This window comes from Demequina aestuarii (genome assembly GCF_000975095.1).
GTDB lineage: Bacteria > Actinomycetota > Actinomycetes > Actinomycetales > Demequinaceae > Demequina > Demequina aestuarii.
Window position 1 is genome coordinate 1,751,827 of sequence record NZ_BBRD01000001.1, and the last position, 14,664, is coordinate 1,766,490.

17 protein-coding genes are annotated in these 14,664 nt (G+C 67.8%); 7 read left to right on the forward strand and 10 right to left on the reverse strand.

Annotation, left to right across the window (positions count from 1 at the left end):
- Positions 1-49: 49 nt before the first annotated feature.
- The 6 genes from AOP72_RS08245 (at position 50) to AOP72_RS08270 (ending at position 7,742) form a co-directional block, all read left to right on the forward strand.
- A complete protein-coding gene (locus tag AOP72_RS08245) occupies positions 50-1,261 on the forward strand; it encodes an ROK family transcriptional regulator (RefSeq protein ID WP_062134874.1) in 1,212 nt (403 codons plus the stop codon).
- Positions 1,258-2,202 carry a carbohydrate ABC transporter permease gene (locus tag AOP72_RS08250; RefSeq protein WP_193746427.1) on the forward strand — a complete coding sequence of 315 codons (945 nt, stop codon included), beginning with the start codon at positions 1,258-1,260 and terminating at the stop codon, positions 2,200-2,202. Before AOP72_RS08245 ends, AOP72_RS08250 begins: the two co-directional genes overlap by 4 nt.
- Positions 2,195-3,010 carry a carbohydrate ABC transporter permease gene (locus AOP72_RS08255; protein WP_062134877.1) on the forward strand — a complete coding sequence of 272 codons (816 nt, stop codon included), beginning with the start codon at positions 2,195-2,197 and terminating at the stop codon, positions 3,008-3,010. The genes AOP72_RS08250 and AOP72_RS08255 overlap by 8 nt, the downstream gene beginning before the upstream one ends.
- 35 nt (positions 3,011-3,045) lie before the next feature.
- A complete protein-coding gene (locus AOP72_RS08260) occupies positions 3,046-4,311 on the forward strand; it encodes an ABC transporter substrate-binding protein (RefSeq protein WP_062134880.1) in 1,266 nt (421 codons plus the stop codon).
- A gap of 90 nt (positions 4,312-4,401) precedes the next feature.
- Positions 4,402-5,505: a glycoside hydrolase family 15 protein gene (locus tag AOP72_RS08265; RefSeq protein ID WP_062134883.1), complete on the forward strand. Its 1,104-nt coding sequence runs from the start codon at positions 4,402-4,404 to the stop codon at positions 5,503-5,505.
- Positions 5,502-7,742, forward strand: coding sequence for a glycoside hydrolase family 31 protein (locus AOP72_RS08270; protein ID WP_062134886.1), 2,241 nt, complete (start codon positions 5,502-5,504; stop codon positions 7,740-7,742). Before AOP72_RS08265 ends, AOP72_RS08270 begins: the two co-directional genes overlap by 4 nt.
- 83 nt (positions 7,743-7,825) lie before the next feature.
- Here the strand turns inward: AOP72_RS08270 and rnhB are convergent, their stop codons facing one another.
- From rnhB to rimM, 5 genes are all read right to left on the reverse strand, one after another.
- Positions 7,826-8,521: a ribonuclease HII gene (gene rnhB / locus AOP72_RS08275; protein WP_062134889.1), complete on the reverse strand. Its 696-nt coding sequence runs from the start codon at positions 8,519-8,521 to the stop codon at positions 7,826-7,828.
- Positions 8,521-9,147, reverse strand: a complete 627-nt coding sequence (gene lepB / locus AOP72_RS08280; protein ID WP_062134893.1) for a signal peptidase I — start codon at positions 9,145-9,147, stop codon at positions 8,521-8,523. Before lepB ends, rnhB begins: the two co-directional genes overlap by 1 nt.
- Positions 9,148-9,238: 91 nt before the next feature.
- A complete protein-coding gene (gene rplS, locus AOP72_RS08285; RefSeq protein ID WP_062137053.1) occupies positions 9,239-9,586 on the reverse strand; it encodes a 50S ribosomal protein L19 in 348 nt (115 codons plus the stop codon).
- A 168-nt stretch (positions 9,587-9,754) separates the two neighbouring features.
- Positions 9,755-10,435, reverse strand: a complete 681-nt coding sequence (trmD, locus tag AOP72_RS08290; RefSeq protein ID WP_062134895.1) for a tRNA (guanosine(37)-N1)-methyltransferase TrmD — start codon at positions 10,433-10,435, stop codon at positions 9,755-9,757.
- Between the two features lie 2 nt (positions 10,436-10,437).
- The gene (gene rimM / locus AOP72_RS08295) at positions 10,438-10,977 is read right to left on the reverse strand and encodes a ribosome maturation factor RimM (protein ID WP_062134897.1); all 540 of its coding nucleotides are present in this window, start codon (positions 10,975-10,977) and stop codon (positions 10,438-10,440) included.
- A gap of 115 nt (positions 10,978-11,092) precedes the next feature.
- On the opposite strand from rimM, the gene AOP72_RS08300 reads away from it, so the two are divergent.
- Positions 11,093-11,485, forward strand: coding sequence for a DUF7144 family membrane protein (locus tag AOP72_RS08300; protein ID WP_152650304.1), 393 nt, complete (start codon positions 11,093-11,095; stop codon positions 11,483-11,485).
- 85 nt (positions 11,486-11,570) lie between these two features.
- Here the strand turns inward: AOP72_RS08300 and AOP72_RS08305 are convergent, their stop codons facing one another.
- From AOP72_RS08305 to AOP72_RS08325, 5 genes are all read right to left on the reverse strand, one after another.
- Positions 11,571-11,801: a KH domain-containing protein gene (locus AOP72_RS08305; RefSeq protein ID WP_062134901.1), complete on the reverse strand. Its 231-nt coding sequence runs from the start codon at positions 11,799-11,801 to the stop codon at positions 11,571-11,573.
- A gap of 2 nt (positions 11,802-11,803) precedes the next feature.
- Entirely contained in the window at positions 11,804-12,358 is a 555-nt protein-coding gene (rpsP, locus tag AOP72_RS08310; protein WP_062134906.1) for a 30S ribosomal protein S16, read from the reverse strand.
- A 159-nt stretch (positions 12,359-12,517) separates the two neighbouring features.
- Complete coding sequence (locus tag AOP72_RS08315; protein WP_152650305.1) at positions 12,518-13,195, reverse strand: hypothetical protein; 678 nt, start codon at positions 13,193-13,195, stop codon at positions 12,518-12,520.
- A gap of 60 nt (positions 13,196-13,255) precedes the next feature.
- The gene (locus tag AOP72_RS08320; protein ID WP_062134912.1) at positions 13,256-14,014 is read right to left on the reverse strand and encodes an FAD:protein FMN transferase; all 759 of its coding nucleotides are present in this window, start codon (positions 14,012-14,014) and stop codon (positions 13,256-13,258) included.
- Between the two features lie 30 nt (positions 14,015-14,044).
- Complete coding sequence (locus AOP72_RS08325) at positions 14,045-14,662, reverse strand: FMN-binding protein (protein ID WP_152650306.1); 618 nt, start codon at positions 14,660-14,662, stop codon at positions 14,045-14,047.
- Positions 14,663-14,664 lie beyond the last annotated feature (2 nt).

Genomic DNA, 14,664 nt, shown 5'->3' on the forward strand with positions numbered 1-14,664 from the left:
GCCACGCTTCGTTCTAGAGTATCTTTAGTAGTAAACAAAGGAGTCAACTATGGAGATGGCCGCCATGCGCACCGATGCCAATCGCGCCGCGATCCTCGCTCACCTGGGGGCCCGCGGCCCCGCATCCCGAGCCGACCTCGCTCGTGCGCTTGACCTGTCCCCGGCCCTTCTCACCAAGCTGACCCGAGACCTTCTCGCGGACGGTCTCCTGAACGAACTCGAGCACCAGCCGTCCCGTGGCGGGCGCCCTGCGCGTCAGTTGGGACTGGCCTCCAACGCCATAGGCGCGATTGGACTGAAGATCGCTCCCGACCACCTCACCCTCGTCGAGGTGGGGATCGACGGGGTGGTGACGCGAACGTCCACTGCGGGCTTCGACGCCACTGACCGCCTTGCCCTTCGCAGCCTGGTCGACATCACGACGGGGTTCATCGGCGAAGGCGATCACTCCCAGCTGCTCGGCATCGGCGTCGGCCTCCCCGGATCGGTCTTGGGGCAGAGCGAAGACCTGGTGGACTCGACTCAACTTCAATGGAACCAGGTCCCCCTCGGCTCGGCCTTGCGCTCCGCCACCGGGCTACCAGTGCTCATCGACAACAACGTCAGCGCCCTGGCGCTCGCCGAAGCGCTCTATGGCGTGGGGCGGGGCCACGAGGACTTCCTTGTCGTCACGATCGGCTCAGGCATCGGCGCTGGCATCGTCGCCAACGGCGCGATCGTGCGTGGGCACACCGGCAACGCCGGCGAGATCGGCCACATCCCTGTGGTCGAGAACGGTCCGCTGTGCCAATGCGGCGCTGCCGGTTGTCTGGAGGCCCTGATCGGACAGGCCGGCCTGATGCGTGAGGCGACTGCTCGGGGCATCGTCATCGGCGGCACTCTTGCCGACGTGACCGCTCTGGCCGATGGAGGAGATCATGACGCTCAAGGGGTCTTCACTGCAGCAGGCAAGCTCCTGGGGAGAGCGATCGCCGGTGTGGTGAACACGCTCGACCCCCAGATCGTCGTCGTCCTTGGCGAGGGCGCAAGCTCGTGGCGGCACTGGTCGCGCGGCTTCGAGCCGTCGTTCCGGGCCGCGCTCATCCCGCGAAAGCGCGGCGTCGAGGTCGCGGTCGAAGCATGGCAGGACGATCGCTGGGCTCAGGGCGCCGCGTGCTTGGTGCTCGGCACTCCGTTCGATGCCACGGGCGTCTCCGGCGAGCAGGGAGAGCGAATCCGCACACGCCTCACCGAGGTGCGGGACACGGAGGCCTCGGCGTGAGCGCGGCGACCAGCATCGAGGCAGCTGCCCGCCGAGAGCCACGGCGGCGCACGGGGAGCACTCCACGAGCGCGGCGCAGGCGCGAAGCGCTGATCGCCTACGCGTTCCTGGCACCGTCGGCGATTCCTCTCACCGCGTTCGTCCTATACCCGATGGCACAGGCGGCGTGGGCAAGCCTCCACGACTGGAACCTCATCACGCCCATGCAGTGGGTCGGCGTGGACAACTACGTCGCCTTGGTCCGAGACCCCGAGACGCTCGCAGCGTTCACCCACACCCTCTACTACATCGGCGGCACCCTCCCCCTCGTCTTCTGCGGTGGGCTGGCACTCGCACTCGGCCTCAACCGTGCGATGAAAGGTCGCAACCTGTTGCGAGGCATGTACTTCCTGCCCGTGGTCACGAGTTGGGTCGCCGTCGCGATCCTGTGGCGCTGGCTGCTCAACCCGGAAGTGGGCGTCGTCAATCAGGTCCTGGCGTGGTTCGGCGTCGACGGTCCTGGATGGTGGACCGATCCCACGTGGTCGATGCCGTCCATCATCATCGCGAGCGCGTGGAAGGACCTCGGGTTCGTCATGGTCCTCCTGCTCGCCGGGCTTCAGGCGATACCAGAACAAGTCAATGAGGCAGCAACGCTCGATGGTGCATCGCCATGGAGGCGCCTGCGATCGATCACGCTCCCACTCCTGACCCCATCGATCTTCTTCGTAATCATCATCACGCTCATCAACGGCTTCCAGGTGTTCGACCAGGTGTACGCCATGACCGGCGGTGGTCCGGCAGGCTCCTCCGAGGTCGTTGTCCAACGCATCTACGACCTCACCTTCCGATTCGGCGACGCCGGCCTCGCCTCGGCGCTGTCCATGATCCTGTTCCTCGTCGTGCTCATCGTCACCATGATCCAGATCCGCGGTGAGCGGAGGTGGGTCAACTATGCCTAGGAACGTCAAGCGTCACACCCTGACGGCCGTGCTCGTGATCGGCGCGGTGGCCATGGTCTTCCCGTTCGTGTGGAGCGTCATCACCTCGGTGTCGTCCGGGGCAGGCCTCACGTCGTCGCCCAGCCTCATCCCTGAGAACCCGACCCTGGACGCCTATCGGACCCTCTTCTCCTCGACGAACTTCGCGCGGGTCGTCGCCAACTCAGTCGGAATCGCGGTGATCGTCACCGTTGCTCAAGTCAGCACGAGCGCCCTCGCTGCGTACGCGTTCACGCGACTGCGCTTCCCCGGCCGCTCGGTCATGTTCGCCGTCTACCTCGCGACCATGATGATCCCGATGCAGGTGCTGATCGTGCCGCTGTTCGTCGAGATGCGCGCGCTCGGCCTGGTCGACACGTACGCGGGTGTGATCGTGCCGTCCATCGCGAGCGCCTTCGGCGTATTCCTTCTTCGCCAGGCGATGGCAGTGGTGCCGCGGGACTTCGACGAGGCCGCGACCCTCGACGGGGCCGGCCACCTCCGCATCTTCCGCAGCGTCGTGCTTCCACTGATCAAGCCGGCACTTGCGACGTTCGCGATCTTCTCCTTCATGAGCAGCTGGAACAGCTTCTTGTGGCCTCTGATCATCCTGCGGTCCGACGAGTTCAAGACGCTTCCCGTCGCGCTCGCGCAACTCCAAGGGCAGTTCACGACCCAATGGGACGTGATGATGGCGGGCTCCGTCATCTCCATCATTCCCATGCTGCTCATCTACATCGTCGCCCAGAAGCAGGTCGTTCAGGGCGTTGCAGGCTCGGGGCTCAAGTGAACCCGGGAAAACCCAAAAACCGAAGGACACCACTCATGCGCAAGACAGTCACCGCAGGTGCCGGCATCGTCGCCGGACTCCTGGCCATGACCGCCTGCTCCTCGACGCCGGAGGGCGAGACGACAGACGGCCCCACCACGGCGAGCGACGAGCCCGTCACCATCACCTACTCGAACTTCGTCTCGAACGGAGGCAATGAGGAGAACCTCGCGGCCATCATCGATGCGTTCGAGGCGGAGAACCCGAACATCACGGTCGATGTGACGACGTTCCCCTACGAGGACTACGGCACTGCTCTCCAGACAGACCTCGCTGGGGGCACCGCCGCGGATGTGTTCGACATCGAGTACTCGTCGTACGCCGGATTCCAGGCCAACGGCGTACTGGCGCCTCTCGAGGGGGTCGACCTGTCGGTGTACCGCGGCGATGTCGCGGACGCGTACACCACCGATGGCACGGCCTATGCGCTGCCCTCCTCGTTCTCCACCGTCGTCCTGTACTTCAACAAGGACCTCTTCGACACGGCCGGCCTCGACTACCCCACGGCGGAATGGACATGGGAGGACGAACAGGCCGCGGCCGAGGCCCTGACCGACATCGACGCGGGCGTGTGGGGCGATTACCAGCCCATCTCGTATTACGAGTTCTACAAGGCTCTCGTGCAGGCGGGCGGTCAGTTCCTCGACGATGACGGTGCATCCGTCGCGTTCAACTCGCCCGAAGGCATCGCGGCCGCACAGTGGCTCGTGGACAAGTCCGGGACGGTCATGCCTTCGCCCGAGCAAGGGGCCGGCACGCCCGACTTCGATACCGGTCTCTGGGCTGACGGCAAGCTCGCGATGTGGCACAGCGGCATCTGGATGTTCGGAGCCGCAGCCGACAGTGACTTCGCATGGGACATCGCGGTCGAGCCCGGTCAGGCGCAGAACGCGTCCGCGGTGTTCTCGAACGCACTCGGCGTGTCTGCGACGTCCGAGAACCAAGCCGCGGCACAGGCCTTCGCGGCCTACCTCTCGAGCTCCCCGACCATGGTCGATGTCCGCCTTGACGCCGGCTGGGAGCTGCCGCCCATCTCGGATGAATCTCAACTGGCCGCCTACTTGGACCAGCCTGAGCCGGCCAATCGGCAGGCAGTCTTCGACTCCCTCGACGCGATCGCACTGCCCCCCGTGATCGGCGAGGAGCAGGCCCGCATGGAAGAGGTCATGGGCGAACAGCTGACAGAAGCCGCAGCAGGCCGCATCACGGTCGAGGAAGCCCTCGACGCGGCGGCCGAAGCAGTCAACGGCCTCATCGGCTGATTCCGTCCATTGCAAGGGCCTGGTGGCGACGTCCAGAACTCGCCGCCACCAGGCCCGATCGACACTACCCGCCCAGAAACGAGAGTGACCATGACCACGGCTGCCGCTGCGAGCGGAGACGCGCTCGCCGACGCCTCGCTCGCCTTGATCTCATCCCTGCAACACCCCTCGGGCGCCTACCCGGCGAGCCCGACGTTCTCGGCCTACGCCGGATACTGCTGGTTCCGCGACGGCTCGTTCATCGCGGACGGCATGTCCGCCGCAGGGGACCCCAGCTCCGCCGATCGCTTCTTCGAGTGGTGCTCGAGCGTCGTGCTCGACCACCGTGACCAGATCTCGAGAGTCGCCGCCGCCAGGGCGCTGGGGCAGCCCTTGGACGACAGCCAGATGCTGCCGACCCGGTTCCTTCTCGACGGTTCGCACGGCTCAGACGACTGGTGGGACTTCCAGCTCGACGGCTACGGCACCTGGCTGTGGGCTCTCGAAGCTCACGCGCGTCGCCACGGGCGCCTTCCTGACTCCCTCGCGGATGCAGTCATGCTCACCGTCGACTATCTCACTGCGACATGGGACCGTCCGTGCTTCGACTGGTGGGAGGAACACACGGAGCACCGCCACGTGTCGACGCTCGGCTGTGTCGGGGCTGGCCTCGAAGCAGCCATCGCCATGGAGATCCTGGACTCGGACCGTGCGGACCGAGCGGAGGCCGTGGCGCGAGAGATCCGGATGCTGATCTCCGCGGAGGGCGTCACGTCCGGTCATCTCACCAAGTGGCTCGGTTCCAGCGCCGTGGATGCGAGCCTGCTCGCCCTCATCGCTCCGATGGGGTACCTCCCACCAGACTCCGCGCTGACATCGCAGACCCTGACCCGGATCGAGTCTGAGCTTGCCGTGGATGGCGGGATGCACCGGTACCTGGGCGATACGTTCTTCGGCGGCGGTCAATGGCCGCTCCTCTCCTGCTTCGCAGGACTCGCGCACGCCGCAATGGGAGACCACTCCGCGGCACGTGCCTACCTTGCCTGGGCGGCCGGCACCGTGCGGGATGGCTCGTCGTTGCCCGAGCAGGTTCCTGATCACTTGCTCGCACCCGACTTCGAGCAGGAATGGATCGACCGCTGGGGGCCGGTCGCCACTCCTCTGTTGTGGTCTCACGCCATGTATCTGCGGCTTCGCTCGGAGGTGTCTCGATGAGCATTCGACACCGCCCGCTCGGGTCAGGCCATCCCTACACCGATGACACTGAACAGCGTTCTCCCATCCTTCCGGTTGCGGGAGAACGAGTGCGCATCGGAGCCCGCACCAGTGCCGACGTCGAGGCGGTCGACGTCGAGTGGCGCCTACGCGGAGACACGACCGGAGACGTACTGCGCACGGCGGCCGCTCCGGTCGCGCGGTCATCGCGCGGGCAGGACGTCGATGGCGGCCACCTGGCATCGGCTCAGGCGAAGCTGGCTCGCCGTGCGGGCGGCTGGGAGGCCCACCTGGACCTCCCGACTGATGCCACCGGCATCGAGTACCGTCTGATCGCCCGATCACGCGGCGCCGAGCAACGCACCCGCCAGTTCGTGACTCCCGTGGCGCGCTGGACCCGCGTCGACGCGGACACCGTCCGCATCACGGGCTCCGGTCATCACTCGGTCACTCAGGTGAGCGCGCTCATCGCGGACGGACGAGTGCGCCGGGTGCGGTGCTCCCTGCCGCTGGCCGAGGGCGAGCACGTGGTGGGCTTCGGAGAGCGGTTCGATCGCCTCGACCACCGCGGCACCACGCTCGACTCCATGGTGTTCGAGCAGTACAAGTCGCAGGGCGCGCAGCGGCGCACCTATATGCCGATGCCGTTCGCGCATGTGGCGGGCGGCGTGGGCTGGGGATTCCATGTCGATACCACCAGGCGCGTGTGGTTCGACGTGGGCGACTCGACGCCGGACCTGCTCTCCATCGAGGCGGAGACCGATGCGCTGCTGGGCGACACCGCTCTCGAGATCGCACTCTTCGACGGCAAGCCGACCACCGTGCTGCGCGCATTTCTTGATCGTGTGGGTCGCGCCGAGGAGCTCCCGTCGTGGGTGTTCCGACTGTGGGCATCCGGTAACGAGTGGAACACGCAAGCGGAGATCGAACGGCAAGTCGCGCTCCACCGAGATCACGACATCCCCATCGGCTCGGTGGTCATCGAGGCGTGGAGCGACGAGTCGTCGTTCACCGCGTTTCGCGACGCCGAATACACGCCCCGCGAGGATGGCGGTCCCCTGACGCTCGCAGACTTCACGTTCCCGACAGAGGGTGCGTGGCCGGATCCGGTCGCCATGGTCGACACGTTGCACGCCGCAGACGTCAAGGTGCTGCTCTGGCAGATCCCGCTGATCAAGATGAGACCCCACCCGTCCGGTCAGGCAAGGCACGATGCCGACGCCGCGATTCGCGAGCGGCGCCTGATCGAGGAAGTGGCGCCCGACGGCGGCCTGCGCCCGTACCGCAACCGCGGGTGGTGGTTCCCCCTAGGACTGATGCCAGACCTGACGGATGCCGAAGCAGCACGTTGGTGGACGGAGAAGCGCAGGTACCTGGTCGAGGAGGTGGGGGTCGACGGATTCAAGACCGACGGCGGTGAACACGCGTGGGGATCGGACCTCCGCTATCTCGACGGCCGCGACGGTGGCGAAGCAAACAACACCTATCCCGTCGCGTATGCGAAGTCGTACGGCGACCTCCTGCGTTCGGCGGGAAAGGCTCCCGTGACGTTCAGCCGGGCCGGGTTCACTGGCTCGCAAGCACATGGATTGTTCTGGGCCGGCGACGAGAACTCGACCTGGGAGGCGTTCCGTTGGTCCATGGTGGCGGGGCTGTCGGCCGCAGCCAGCGGTGTCGTGTACTGGGGCTGGGACATCGCGGGCTTCTCTGGACCGGTCCCCGACCCGGAGCTCTATGTGCGCGCCTTCGCCGCGTCCGCATTCGTGCCGATCATGCAGTACCACTCCGAGTTCAACCACCATCGGCGGCCCAGACGTGACCGCACGCCGTGGAACATGGCCGACCTCACGGGCGACACCGAGGTCATCGGTGAGATACGCGAGATCGTGCACCTGCGAGAGCGCCTCGTGCCGTACCTGGAGAAGCAGGCGCGTCTCACTATCGAGTCGTCGCGCCCGCTCATGCGTCCACTCTTCTTCGATTACGACGATGACCGCGTGTGGAGCCATCCGCTGCAGTGGATGCTCGGCGACGACCTGCTCATCGCGCCCGTGCTCGCACCCGGCGCTGAGTGGGACGTATTTCTTCCCCCAGGCCTGTGGCGAGATGCGTGGACGGGCGAGAAGGTGAGCGGTGGGACCGTGATCGCAACATCGACGCCCCGCCACCGCGTACCGGTGTTCGTGCGTGATGCCGGGTGGGACGAGCTGCGCGACGTCTTCACCGCGTCCTCGTAGCGACCTCGCGCCGCTGTCGACGCACCGGGACTCCCCGTGCACTGGGAGTCTCGGTGCGTCGCGGGCGACGGGAACGTGGGCGGCTAGGAAGGCAGTCGCCAGCTGCGGCGATGCAGCGGCGTCGGCCCGAGTGCACGGATCGCGTCGAGGTGACTCGCCGCCCCGTAGCCCTTGTTCGAGTCCCAGCCGTACTCGGGGTGGTCGCGGTGAGCAGCGGTCATGATGGCGTCCCGCTCCACCTTCGCGATGACGGAGCCCGCCGCAATCGACGCGCACAGCCCGTCGCCCTTGATCACCATCGTGACGGGGGGAACGAGCACGGTGGCCGATGCGCTCACGGCGTCGTCGACCTGCGCCGAGTCCTCGAACAGGGTCGCCGGCGGCGGGGTGAGCCAGTCGTGCTTGCCGTCGAGCAGCACCGCGTCGACGGTGACGCCGGCATCGGCGATCGTGCTGAGCGCGCGCATGCCGGCGAGCCGGAGCGCAGCGATGATGCCGTGCTCATCGATCTCAGCGGGTCTGGCGTGGCCCACCGCTCTCGCCAGACCGAAGCCCGTCCCCGCGAAGGCGACGAGCGCATCGGCCATCGCGAGCCGCTTGGGCAAGGTGAGTTCCTTGGAGTCCGCGAGGCCCTCGGGCCACGCGTCGCATCGGGCGACCGCGCACACGCCGACGGAGACCGGGCCGGCCAGCGCTCCCCTGCCCACCTCGTCGATCCCGGCCACCACGGTGGCACCGGCGTCCCACAGCGACGCCTCGTGCGACAGCGAGACTGGCATCAGTCCTCGACGGCGTCCGGGTTCTCGTAAGGGTTGCCGAGCGTCTGCCACTGCTGGAGCGGCCAGACGGTCACGAAGGCGGTGCCCACGATCGAGCTGATCGGCACCGAGCCGCCGCCGGGGTTGCCCTGGTGGGCGCGGGAGTCCGCGGAGTGCGGGCGGTTGTCGCCCATCATCCAGACGTAGTTGGCGGGCACGGTGGTGGAGAACTCAGTGTCGGACGGCGCGATGCCCTCGACGAGGTAGTCCTCGTCCAGCGGTTCCCCGTCGACGAGGAGGCGTCCGTCGTCGTCACAGCACTCGATGGTCTCGCCGGGGAGCCCCACGACGCGCTTGACCAGGTGCTCTCCCGCATCCTCGGGAAGCAGGCCGGTGAAGGTCAGGATGGTCTTGCCTGCGGACTCGAGCGGAGTGTCGTCAGAGTCGTCGACCGGATCGAGCCAGCCGCCCGGATCCTTGAAGACCACGATGTCGCCGCGGCGCAGGTCCAGCACGCCGGGGCGCCACTTGGTGACCAGGATGCGGTCGTTCAGCTGGAGCGTGGGCTCCATGGAACCCGAGGGAATCCAGAACGACTGGAAGAAGAAGGTCTTGAGCACCAGCGACAGCACGAGGGCGCTGACCACGATGATGAGGAGCTCTTTGCCCCACCCCCACAGACGACGACCGGCGGAGGGCTGCTGCCCTACCGCCGGTGCGCCCTCGGTGTCGCTGATGTCAGTTCTCGCGCTTCTCGCGGATGCGTGCGGCCTTGCCGCGACGGTCGCGCAGGTAGTACAGCTTCGCGCGGCGGACGTCGCCGCGGCTCACGAGCTCGATGTGGTCGATCGTGGGGGTGTGCACCGGGTAGGTGCGCTCGACGCCCACGCCGAACGACACCTTGCGGACCGTGAAGGTCTCGCCGATGCCCTGGCCCTGGCGGCCGATGACGGCGCCCTGGAAGATCTGAATACGCGAGCGGGTGCCCTCGACGACCTTCACGTGCACCTTGACGGTGTCACCGGGACGGAAGTCCGGCACGTCGTCGCGGAGCTGGCCCGCGGTGATGTGGTCAAGCTTCTGCATGAGATTCTTCTCCTCGCACACGCCACAGGTCCTGCACGGTATCTGCCTTGCGGCATCTGATGGTTGCTGTGCGCAGCGGATTTCGCTCGACCCCCTGTGGCAGGCAAGAGCGCCGCACGCACCGAGGAGCAATTATGCCACAGGCAGCGCCGGGCCGCGGCGCGATTCCTAGGCCAGCAGATCCGGGCGTCGCTCGCGTGTGCGCTCCACCTGCTGGTCGTGTCGCCACTGTGCGATCTTCGCGTGGTGACCGCTCAGGAGCACGTCGGGCACGTCGAGACCGCGCCACGAGGCGGGCCGGGTGTAGCTGGGGTACTCGAGCAGGCCATCGGAGTGGCTCTCCTCGACGATCGACTGCGCGTTGCCCATGAAGCCAGGGATGAGCCGCGTGACCGCCTCGATCATCGCGAAGGCCGCGACCTCTCCCCCGTTGAGCACATAGTCGCCGAGCGACACCTCGCTCACGCCGAATCCCGCATCGGCATAGTGCTGAGCGACGCGGGCGTCGATGCCTTCGTAGCGACCGCACGCGAACACCAGCTGACTCTCGGTGGCGAGCTCCGCGGCCTGTCCTTGGGTGAACCGCGTGCCGGCCGGGCTGGGGATCACCAGGTGCGCGCCGGGCTGGAGGACGTCATCGAGCGCCGCGCCCCACACATCGGCCTTCATGACCATGCCGGCGCCGCCGCCGAAGGGCGCGTCGTCCACGGTCCCGTGGACGTCGTGGGTCCAGTCCCGCAGGTCGTGCACGTGCGTCTCGACGAGTGCCGCCTGGCGGGCCTTGCCCAGCAGGGACACGTCGAGCACCTGGAAGAACTCGGGGAAGATCGTCAGGACGTCGATGCGCACGGTCAGTTCGCTCCGCGGGTCTCGCCGGTGGCCTCGGGAGTCTCGCCCGAGAGCAGCCCGTACGGCGGAGTGAGAGTGACGGTGCCGGCGTCGATGTCGACCTCAGGCACGAACTCCTCGACGAACGGCACCATCGCACGGTGTCCGTCTGGCTGCCTGATGACCAGCAGGTCCTGGGCGGGCATCGAGAGCAGGTCCACGACCTCGCCCAGCCTCTCTCCGTCGGGGCGCACCGCCGCCAGACCCACGAGTTCGTGGACGAACCACGCGTCGTCCTCGTCCGACTCCTCGGCGTCGATGACCAGTTCCACGCCGCGCACGGCATCCGCGCCTTCGCGAGTGGTGACCTCGCCGAAGCGGACGTACCACCGACCGGACTGGGTGCGCACCGACTCGACGGTGAGGGGCCCCGCGGTGGCCGGTTCCGTCTCAAGCGCCTCGCCCGGCACGAGTCGCTCCTCGGGGATGTCGGTGTGCAGCTCGACGCTGACCTCTCCCTTCAATCCGTGGGCACGGCCGATGCGCGCGACAGTCAGCTTCATGGCACCCAGGGTACGGCCACCGCGCGCACGGCAGCGCCGCGCAGTAGCGTGGAGTCACGTTCCATCTCGAAGGGCGGTGACGGCGATGACGAAGGACAGGCAAGGGATCGGTCGCATGCCGGTGAGTGTGGCGTTCGTCGGAGTCCTGGTGCTCCTCAACGCCCTGGCGACGTTCGCTGTGGGCGCGATGTGGCTGTGGGCCGCAGGTGACGCCGACGTCCTCGGCGACGTGGACACGACGGCGGACGATGCGCAGGCCTATGGGTGGACCGCCGTCGCTCTCGGCGTGATCATCCTGCTGGTGGGAATCGGGCTGTTCCGTGGCTCGCGGTTCTCCCGGTTCCTGGTGATGGCGCTGATGGTGCTGCGGATCGGGCTCGACGTCTTCGCGATCGTCCAGATCGACGGCTACTCTCTGCCGCAGGGACTGGTGTCGATCGCCTGGTCACTGCTCATCCTGATACTGCTGACCACCGCCCCCGCGTCGCGGTACTTCCACCAGCGCTGACCCCGCCCGGCTACGCGAAAGGGCCCCTGCCGCACGGCTTGGATTCAAGCAGTGCCCGGCAGAGGCCCTTATCGCGGGTGTGGCGCTAGTCGACGTCGACGATGTTGACGCGGACGTCATCGCGGGCGATGGCGTCGATCACGGTGCGGATCGCCGTCGCGGTGCGGCCACGGCGGCCGATCACGCGCGGAAGGTCATCCGGGTTGACGACGACGTTCAGCGTGGTGCCGCGGCGACCATCGCGCTCCGTGACGGTGACATCGTCCGGGTTGCGGACGATGCTCTTGATCAGGAACTCCAGCGCGTCGACGACCATCGCTACTTGTCCTCGGAAGCGGACTCCGGCTCAGCCGGCCCGGTGGCCTCATCGGACGCGGGCGCTGCGGCGGCAGCGTCCTCGGCGGGCGCGGCGTCGGCGACGGCCGCCTTCTCGGCCTCCGCCTTCGCAGCCTCATCGGCCTCAGCCTTGGCGGCCGCATCGGCCTCCTGCTTCGCCTTCTCGTCAGCGGCAGCCTTCTCGGCCTTCAGCTTCTCAGCGGCATCGGCGTTGGCCTGGATCTGCTCGTCCGGCGACAGCTTGCCCGCGGGCATCTCGACGGTGCTCTTCGAGTCCTTCTCGCCCTTGAACGTGCCCCAGTCGCCCGTGAGCGTCAGCAGCTTGCGGACCTGGTCGGAGGGCTGGGCGCCCACGCCGAGCCAGTACAGCGCGCGCTCGGAGTTGATCTCGATGACCGAGGGGTTCGCGAGGGGGTGGTAGAGGCCGATCTCCTCGATCGCGCGACCGTCGCGCTTGGCGCGGCTGTCGATCACGACGACTCGGTAGAACGGGGCCTTCTTCTTGCCAAAGCGCTTGAGACGAATCTTTGCAGCCATGATGGCTTCTCCTTGTGTATTCGGTGTGAGCCGGCGCTCGACGCCCGGGGAAAGGTGGGCAACGAGTGCTGGCAAGACGAATAGCCGTGGCGGGTAGAGGGCCGCTACGACCAGCCCCCTATTGTGCCAGATCCGTTGCCGTGCGAGCAACGGCGACCGTCAGCCCGCGGCGACTCCTGCGATGTACGGCTGGACCACTGCCGTGACGACGCCGCCCTCGAGGCGCAGCCACACGCCGCGGTGATCGCCCGAGTCGGGTCCGTTCGTGGCCTGCGGGAAGCCCGCCGCCGTGATCGGCTCCCACTGGGTTGACGCCAGGTAGGCGTCCGCGCCGGCGGCGATGCGCAACGTGCGCTCATGGATGACGTCGTTGTTGACCACGTGGTTGGCGAGCACGCCGTGCTCGTCCTCGTCGGTCTGGGTCGCGGCATACGCCTCGAACTGCTCTGTTCCGGGACCGTAGACGCACGCGACGTCCACCGTCACCCGGAACTCGTCGTAGTCGACCACGAACGCGTACCAGTCGCCGTCCGGCAGGGTCTCCGCCTCTTCGTCCGCACATCCGGCGCCCAGGGCGCCATCCTCACCCGGCTGTCCGGACATCGCCACGAGATGCTGAAGGCCCTCAGACACGAGCGCCGAGGCTGAGTCTGCGGTGTCGTTGGCGTCTCCGGCGCCTTCGGCAGCGTCGAGCGCTGACGAGTCAGCCGCCGTCGAGACGTCTGTCTGGAGCTCCGCCTGCGCGGGCGCGCCATCCACCGCGGCGGGCTCGCATGCTGCAAGCACCAACGCGCCAGCGAGCACCCATGCCCGCCGGGGAGTGTTCATCGTTGCCATCGATTTCCCCTCGGCTCAGCCGTGTGCCCGCCAATCTAGCGCAAGACTGAGAATGATGCATCACGCCCGCCTGCGCTCCCATCCGGGGCTCGACTGCGCGTGCACCTTCCCCTCGAGGGTGCGCAGGGCCATCACGTCGACACCGTGATCGAGAGCCAGCTTCAGAGTCTTCTTCCCCCCGGCGACGATCGCGGTCGCCCAGGCATCGCACGCGATCAGGTCGGTGCCGCGCACGCTGACCTGCGCGTAGTGCGTCGCCGGCGTGCCCGTCCGGGGGTCCCAGATGTGGCCCGGTCGGTGGGCGTCGCCGGAGGTGGCGAGCGCCGATGCGCGCGCATCGAGCACCGTCGCGCTCACCATCGGCGCGACGGACGTCTCTGCGGCGGCGGCGCGCGGATCCGCGATCCCCACGCGCCAGCCGCCGTCGGCAGGCCCACGGCCGTCGACGACGACGTCGCCCGCGCATCCCCATAGCCACCCGGTCGCCCCGAGCAGCCCGAGCCTCCACCGCACCCGTTCCATCGCCCAGGTCTTGACGACGCCGGTCGGGTCGATCGCGCCCGCAGGACTGCGCGCGTCGAACGCTCCCGAGGTCTCGTCGCGGAACCGCTCGCACAGGTCGAGCACCTCGGCCACGGCGGGCGGCGCATCAGCCACCCCGCACTCTCCCCGCGACAGGCGCGAGATCCACGAGTCCTCTCGATAGGTGGAGAAGACCTCGTCGACCCACCGCAGGTCGGACTCGACGTGACTCATCACCACCTCGAGCGCCTCTGGCGAGACGTCGCCCTCCGCCTCCAGGCGGAAGTCCATGGTCATCGCCGTGACCGTGCAGGAGGCGCTCATGCGCTAGAGCCCGGCGTCGTCGAACGCCGCCTGCGCGGACTCCACCATCGCGGGCGACGTGTAGCTGGCGCCGGACACGTATTCGACGTCGGCGCTCTGCGCTTCGAGAATGCGCTCTTCGAGCACCGGCAGCGCCATCGCGTTGACCTGGCGCGACTCCGCCGCCTCGGTTCCCGCGACGGGGAACTCCACGTCCACGACGACGCCGTCGACGATGTGCAGCCGCACCTGGTAGTCACCACGGATGTTCGTCACGACCGGTCCGTCGATGACGTCGCCGCACTCCTCGCCCCCACCCGCTGGGGGCGCAGGAGATGCTGACGGCACGCCGCCTTCGACGGGTGCGTCCTCGTCCTGATCGTCGTCGCTCGGATCGTCGTCTCGTTCGCGCTCCTCGAGAGAGTCGTCGGAATTGCCGCGGCCCGAGTTGGAGTCGGGATCGATGTCGCGGTCGTCGTCGGCCGCGACGCGCAGCGCCGCGCCCGTTCCGCCCTCTGCGCAGGGGTCATCGGCACCCGGCTGCGCCTGCGTCTGCTCGACCGCATCGGGCGCTGCGACCCACCCCGCCGTCAGAATGACGGCGGACGCCCCGCCCACCATGATTGACCGAGATGCTCTCATGC

What these genes read in the sequence shown, in the direction of transcription:
- rplS (WP_062137053.1), bottom strand. Translation starts at nt 9,586, where the DNA reads ATGCAGAAGCTTGACCACATCACCGCGGGCCAGCTCCGCGACGACGTG.
- AOP72_RS08325 (WP_152650306.1), bottom strand. Translation starts at nt 14,662, where the DNA reads ATGAGAGCATCTCGGTCAATCATGGTGGGCGGGGCGTCCGCCGTCATT.
- rpsP (WP_062134906.1), bottom strand. Translation starts at nt 12,358, where the DNA reads ATGGCTGCAAAGATTCGTCTCAAGCGCTTTGGCAAGAAGAAGGCCCCG.
- AOP72_RS08265 (WP_062134883.1), top strand. Translation starts at nt 4,402, where the DNA reads ATGACCACGGCTGCCGCTGCGAGCGGAGACGCGCTCGCCGACGCCTCG.
- AOP72_RS08305 (WP_062134901.1), bottom strand. Translation starts at nt 11,801, where the DNA reads ATGGTCGTCGACGCGCTGGAGTTCCTGATCAAGAGCATCGTCCGCAAC.
- AOP72_RS08300 (WP_152650304.1), top strand. Translation starts at nt 11,093, where the DNA reads ATGCCGGTGAGTGTGGCGTTCGTCGGAGTCCTGGTGCTCCTCAACGCC.
- rnhB (WP_062134889.1), bottom strand. Translation starts at nt 8,521, where the DNA reads ATGCCAGTCTCGCTGTCGCACGAGGCGTCGCTGTGGGACGCCGGTGCC.
- rimM (WP_062134897.1), bottom strand. Translation starts at nt 10,977, where the DNA reads ATGAAGCTGACTGTCGCGCGCATCGGCCGTGCCCACGGATTGAAGGGA.
- AOP72_RS08320 (WP_062134912.1), bottom strand. Translation starts at nt 14,014, where the DNA reads ATGACCATGGACTTCCGCCTGGAGGCGGAGGGCGACGTCTCGCCAGAG.
- AOP72_RS08260 (WP_062134880.1), top strand. Translation starts at nt 3,046, where the DNA reads ATGCGCAAGACAGTCACCGCAGGTGCCGGCATCGTCGCCGGACTCCTG.
- AOP72_RS08245 (WP_062134874.1), top strand. Translation starts at nt 50, where the DNA reads ATGGAGATGGCCGCCATGCGCACCGATGCCAATCGCGCCGCGATCCTC.
- AOP72_RS08315 (WP_152650305.1), bottom strand. Translation starts at nt 13,195, where the DNA reads ATGGCAACGATGAACACTCCCCGGCGGGCATGGGTGCTCGCTGGCGCG.
- AOP72_RS08255 (WP_062134877.1), top strand. Translation starts at nt 2,195, where the DNA reads ATGCCTAGGAACGTCAAGCGTCACACCCTGACGGCCGTGCTCGTGATC.
- AOP72_RS08270 (WP_062134886.1), top strand. Translation starts at nt 5,502, where the DNA reads ATGAGCATTCGACACCGCCCGCTCGGGTCAGGCCATCCCTACACCGAT.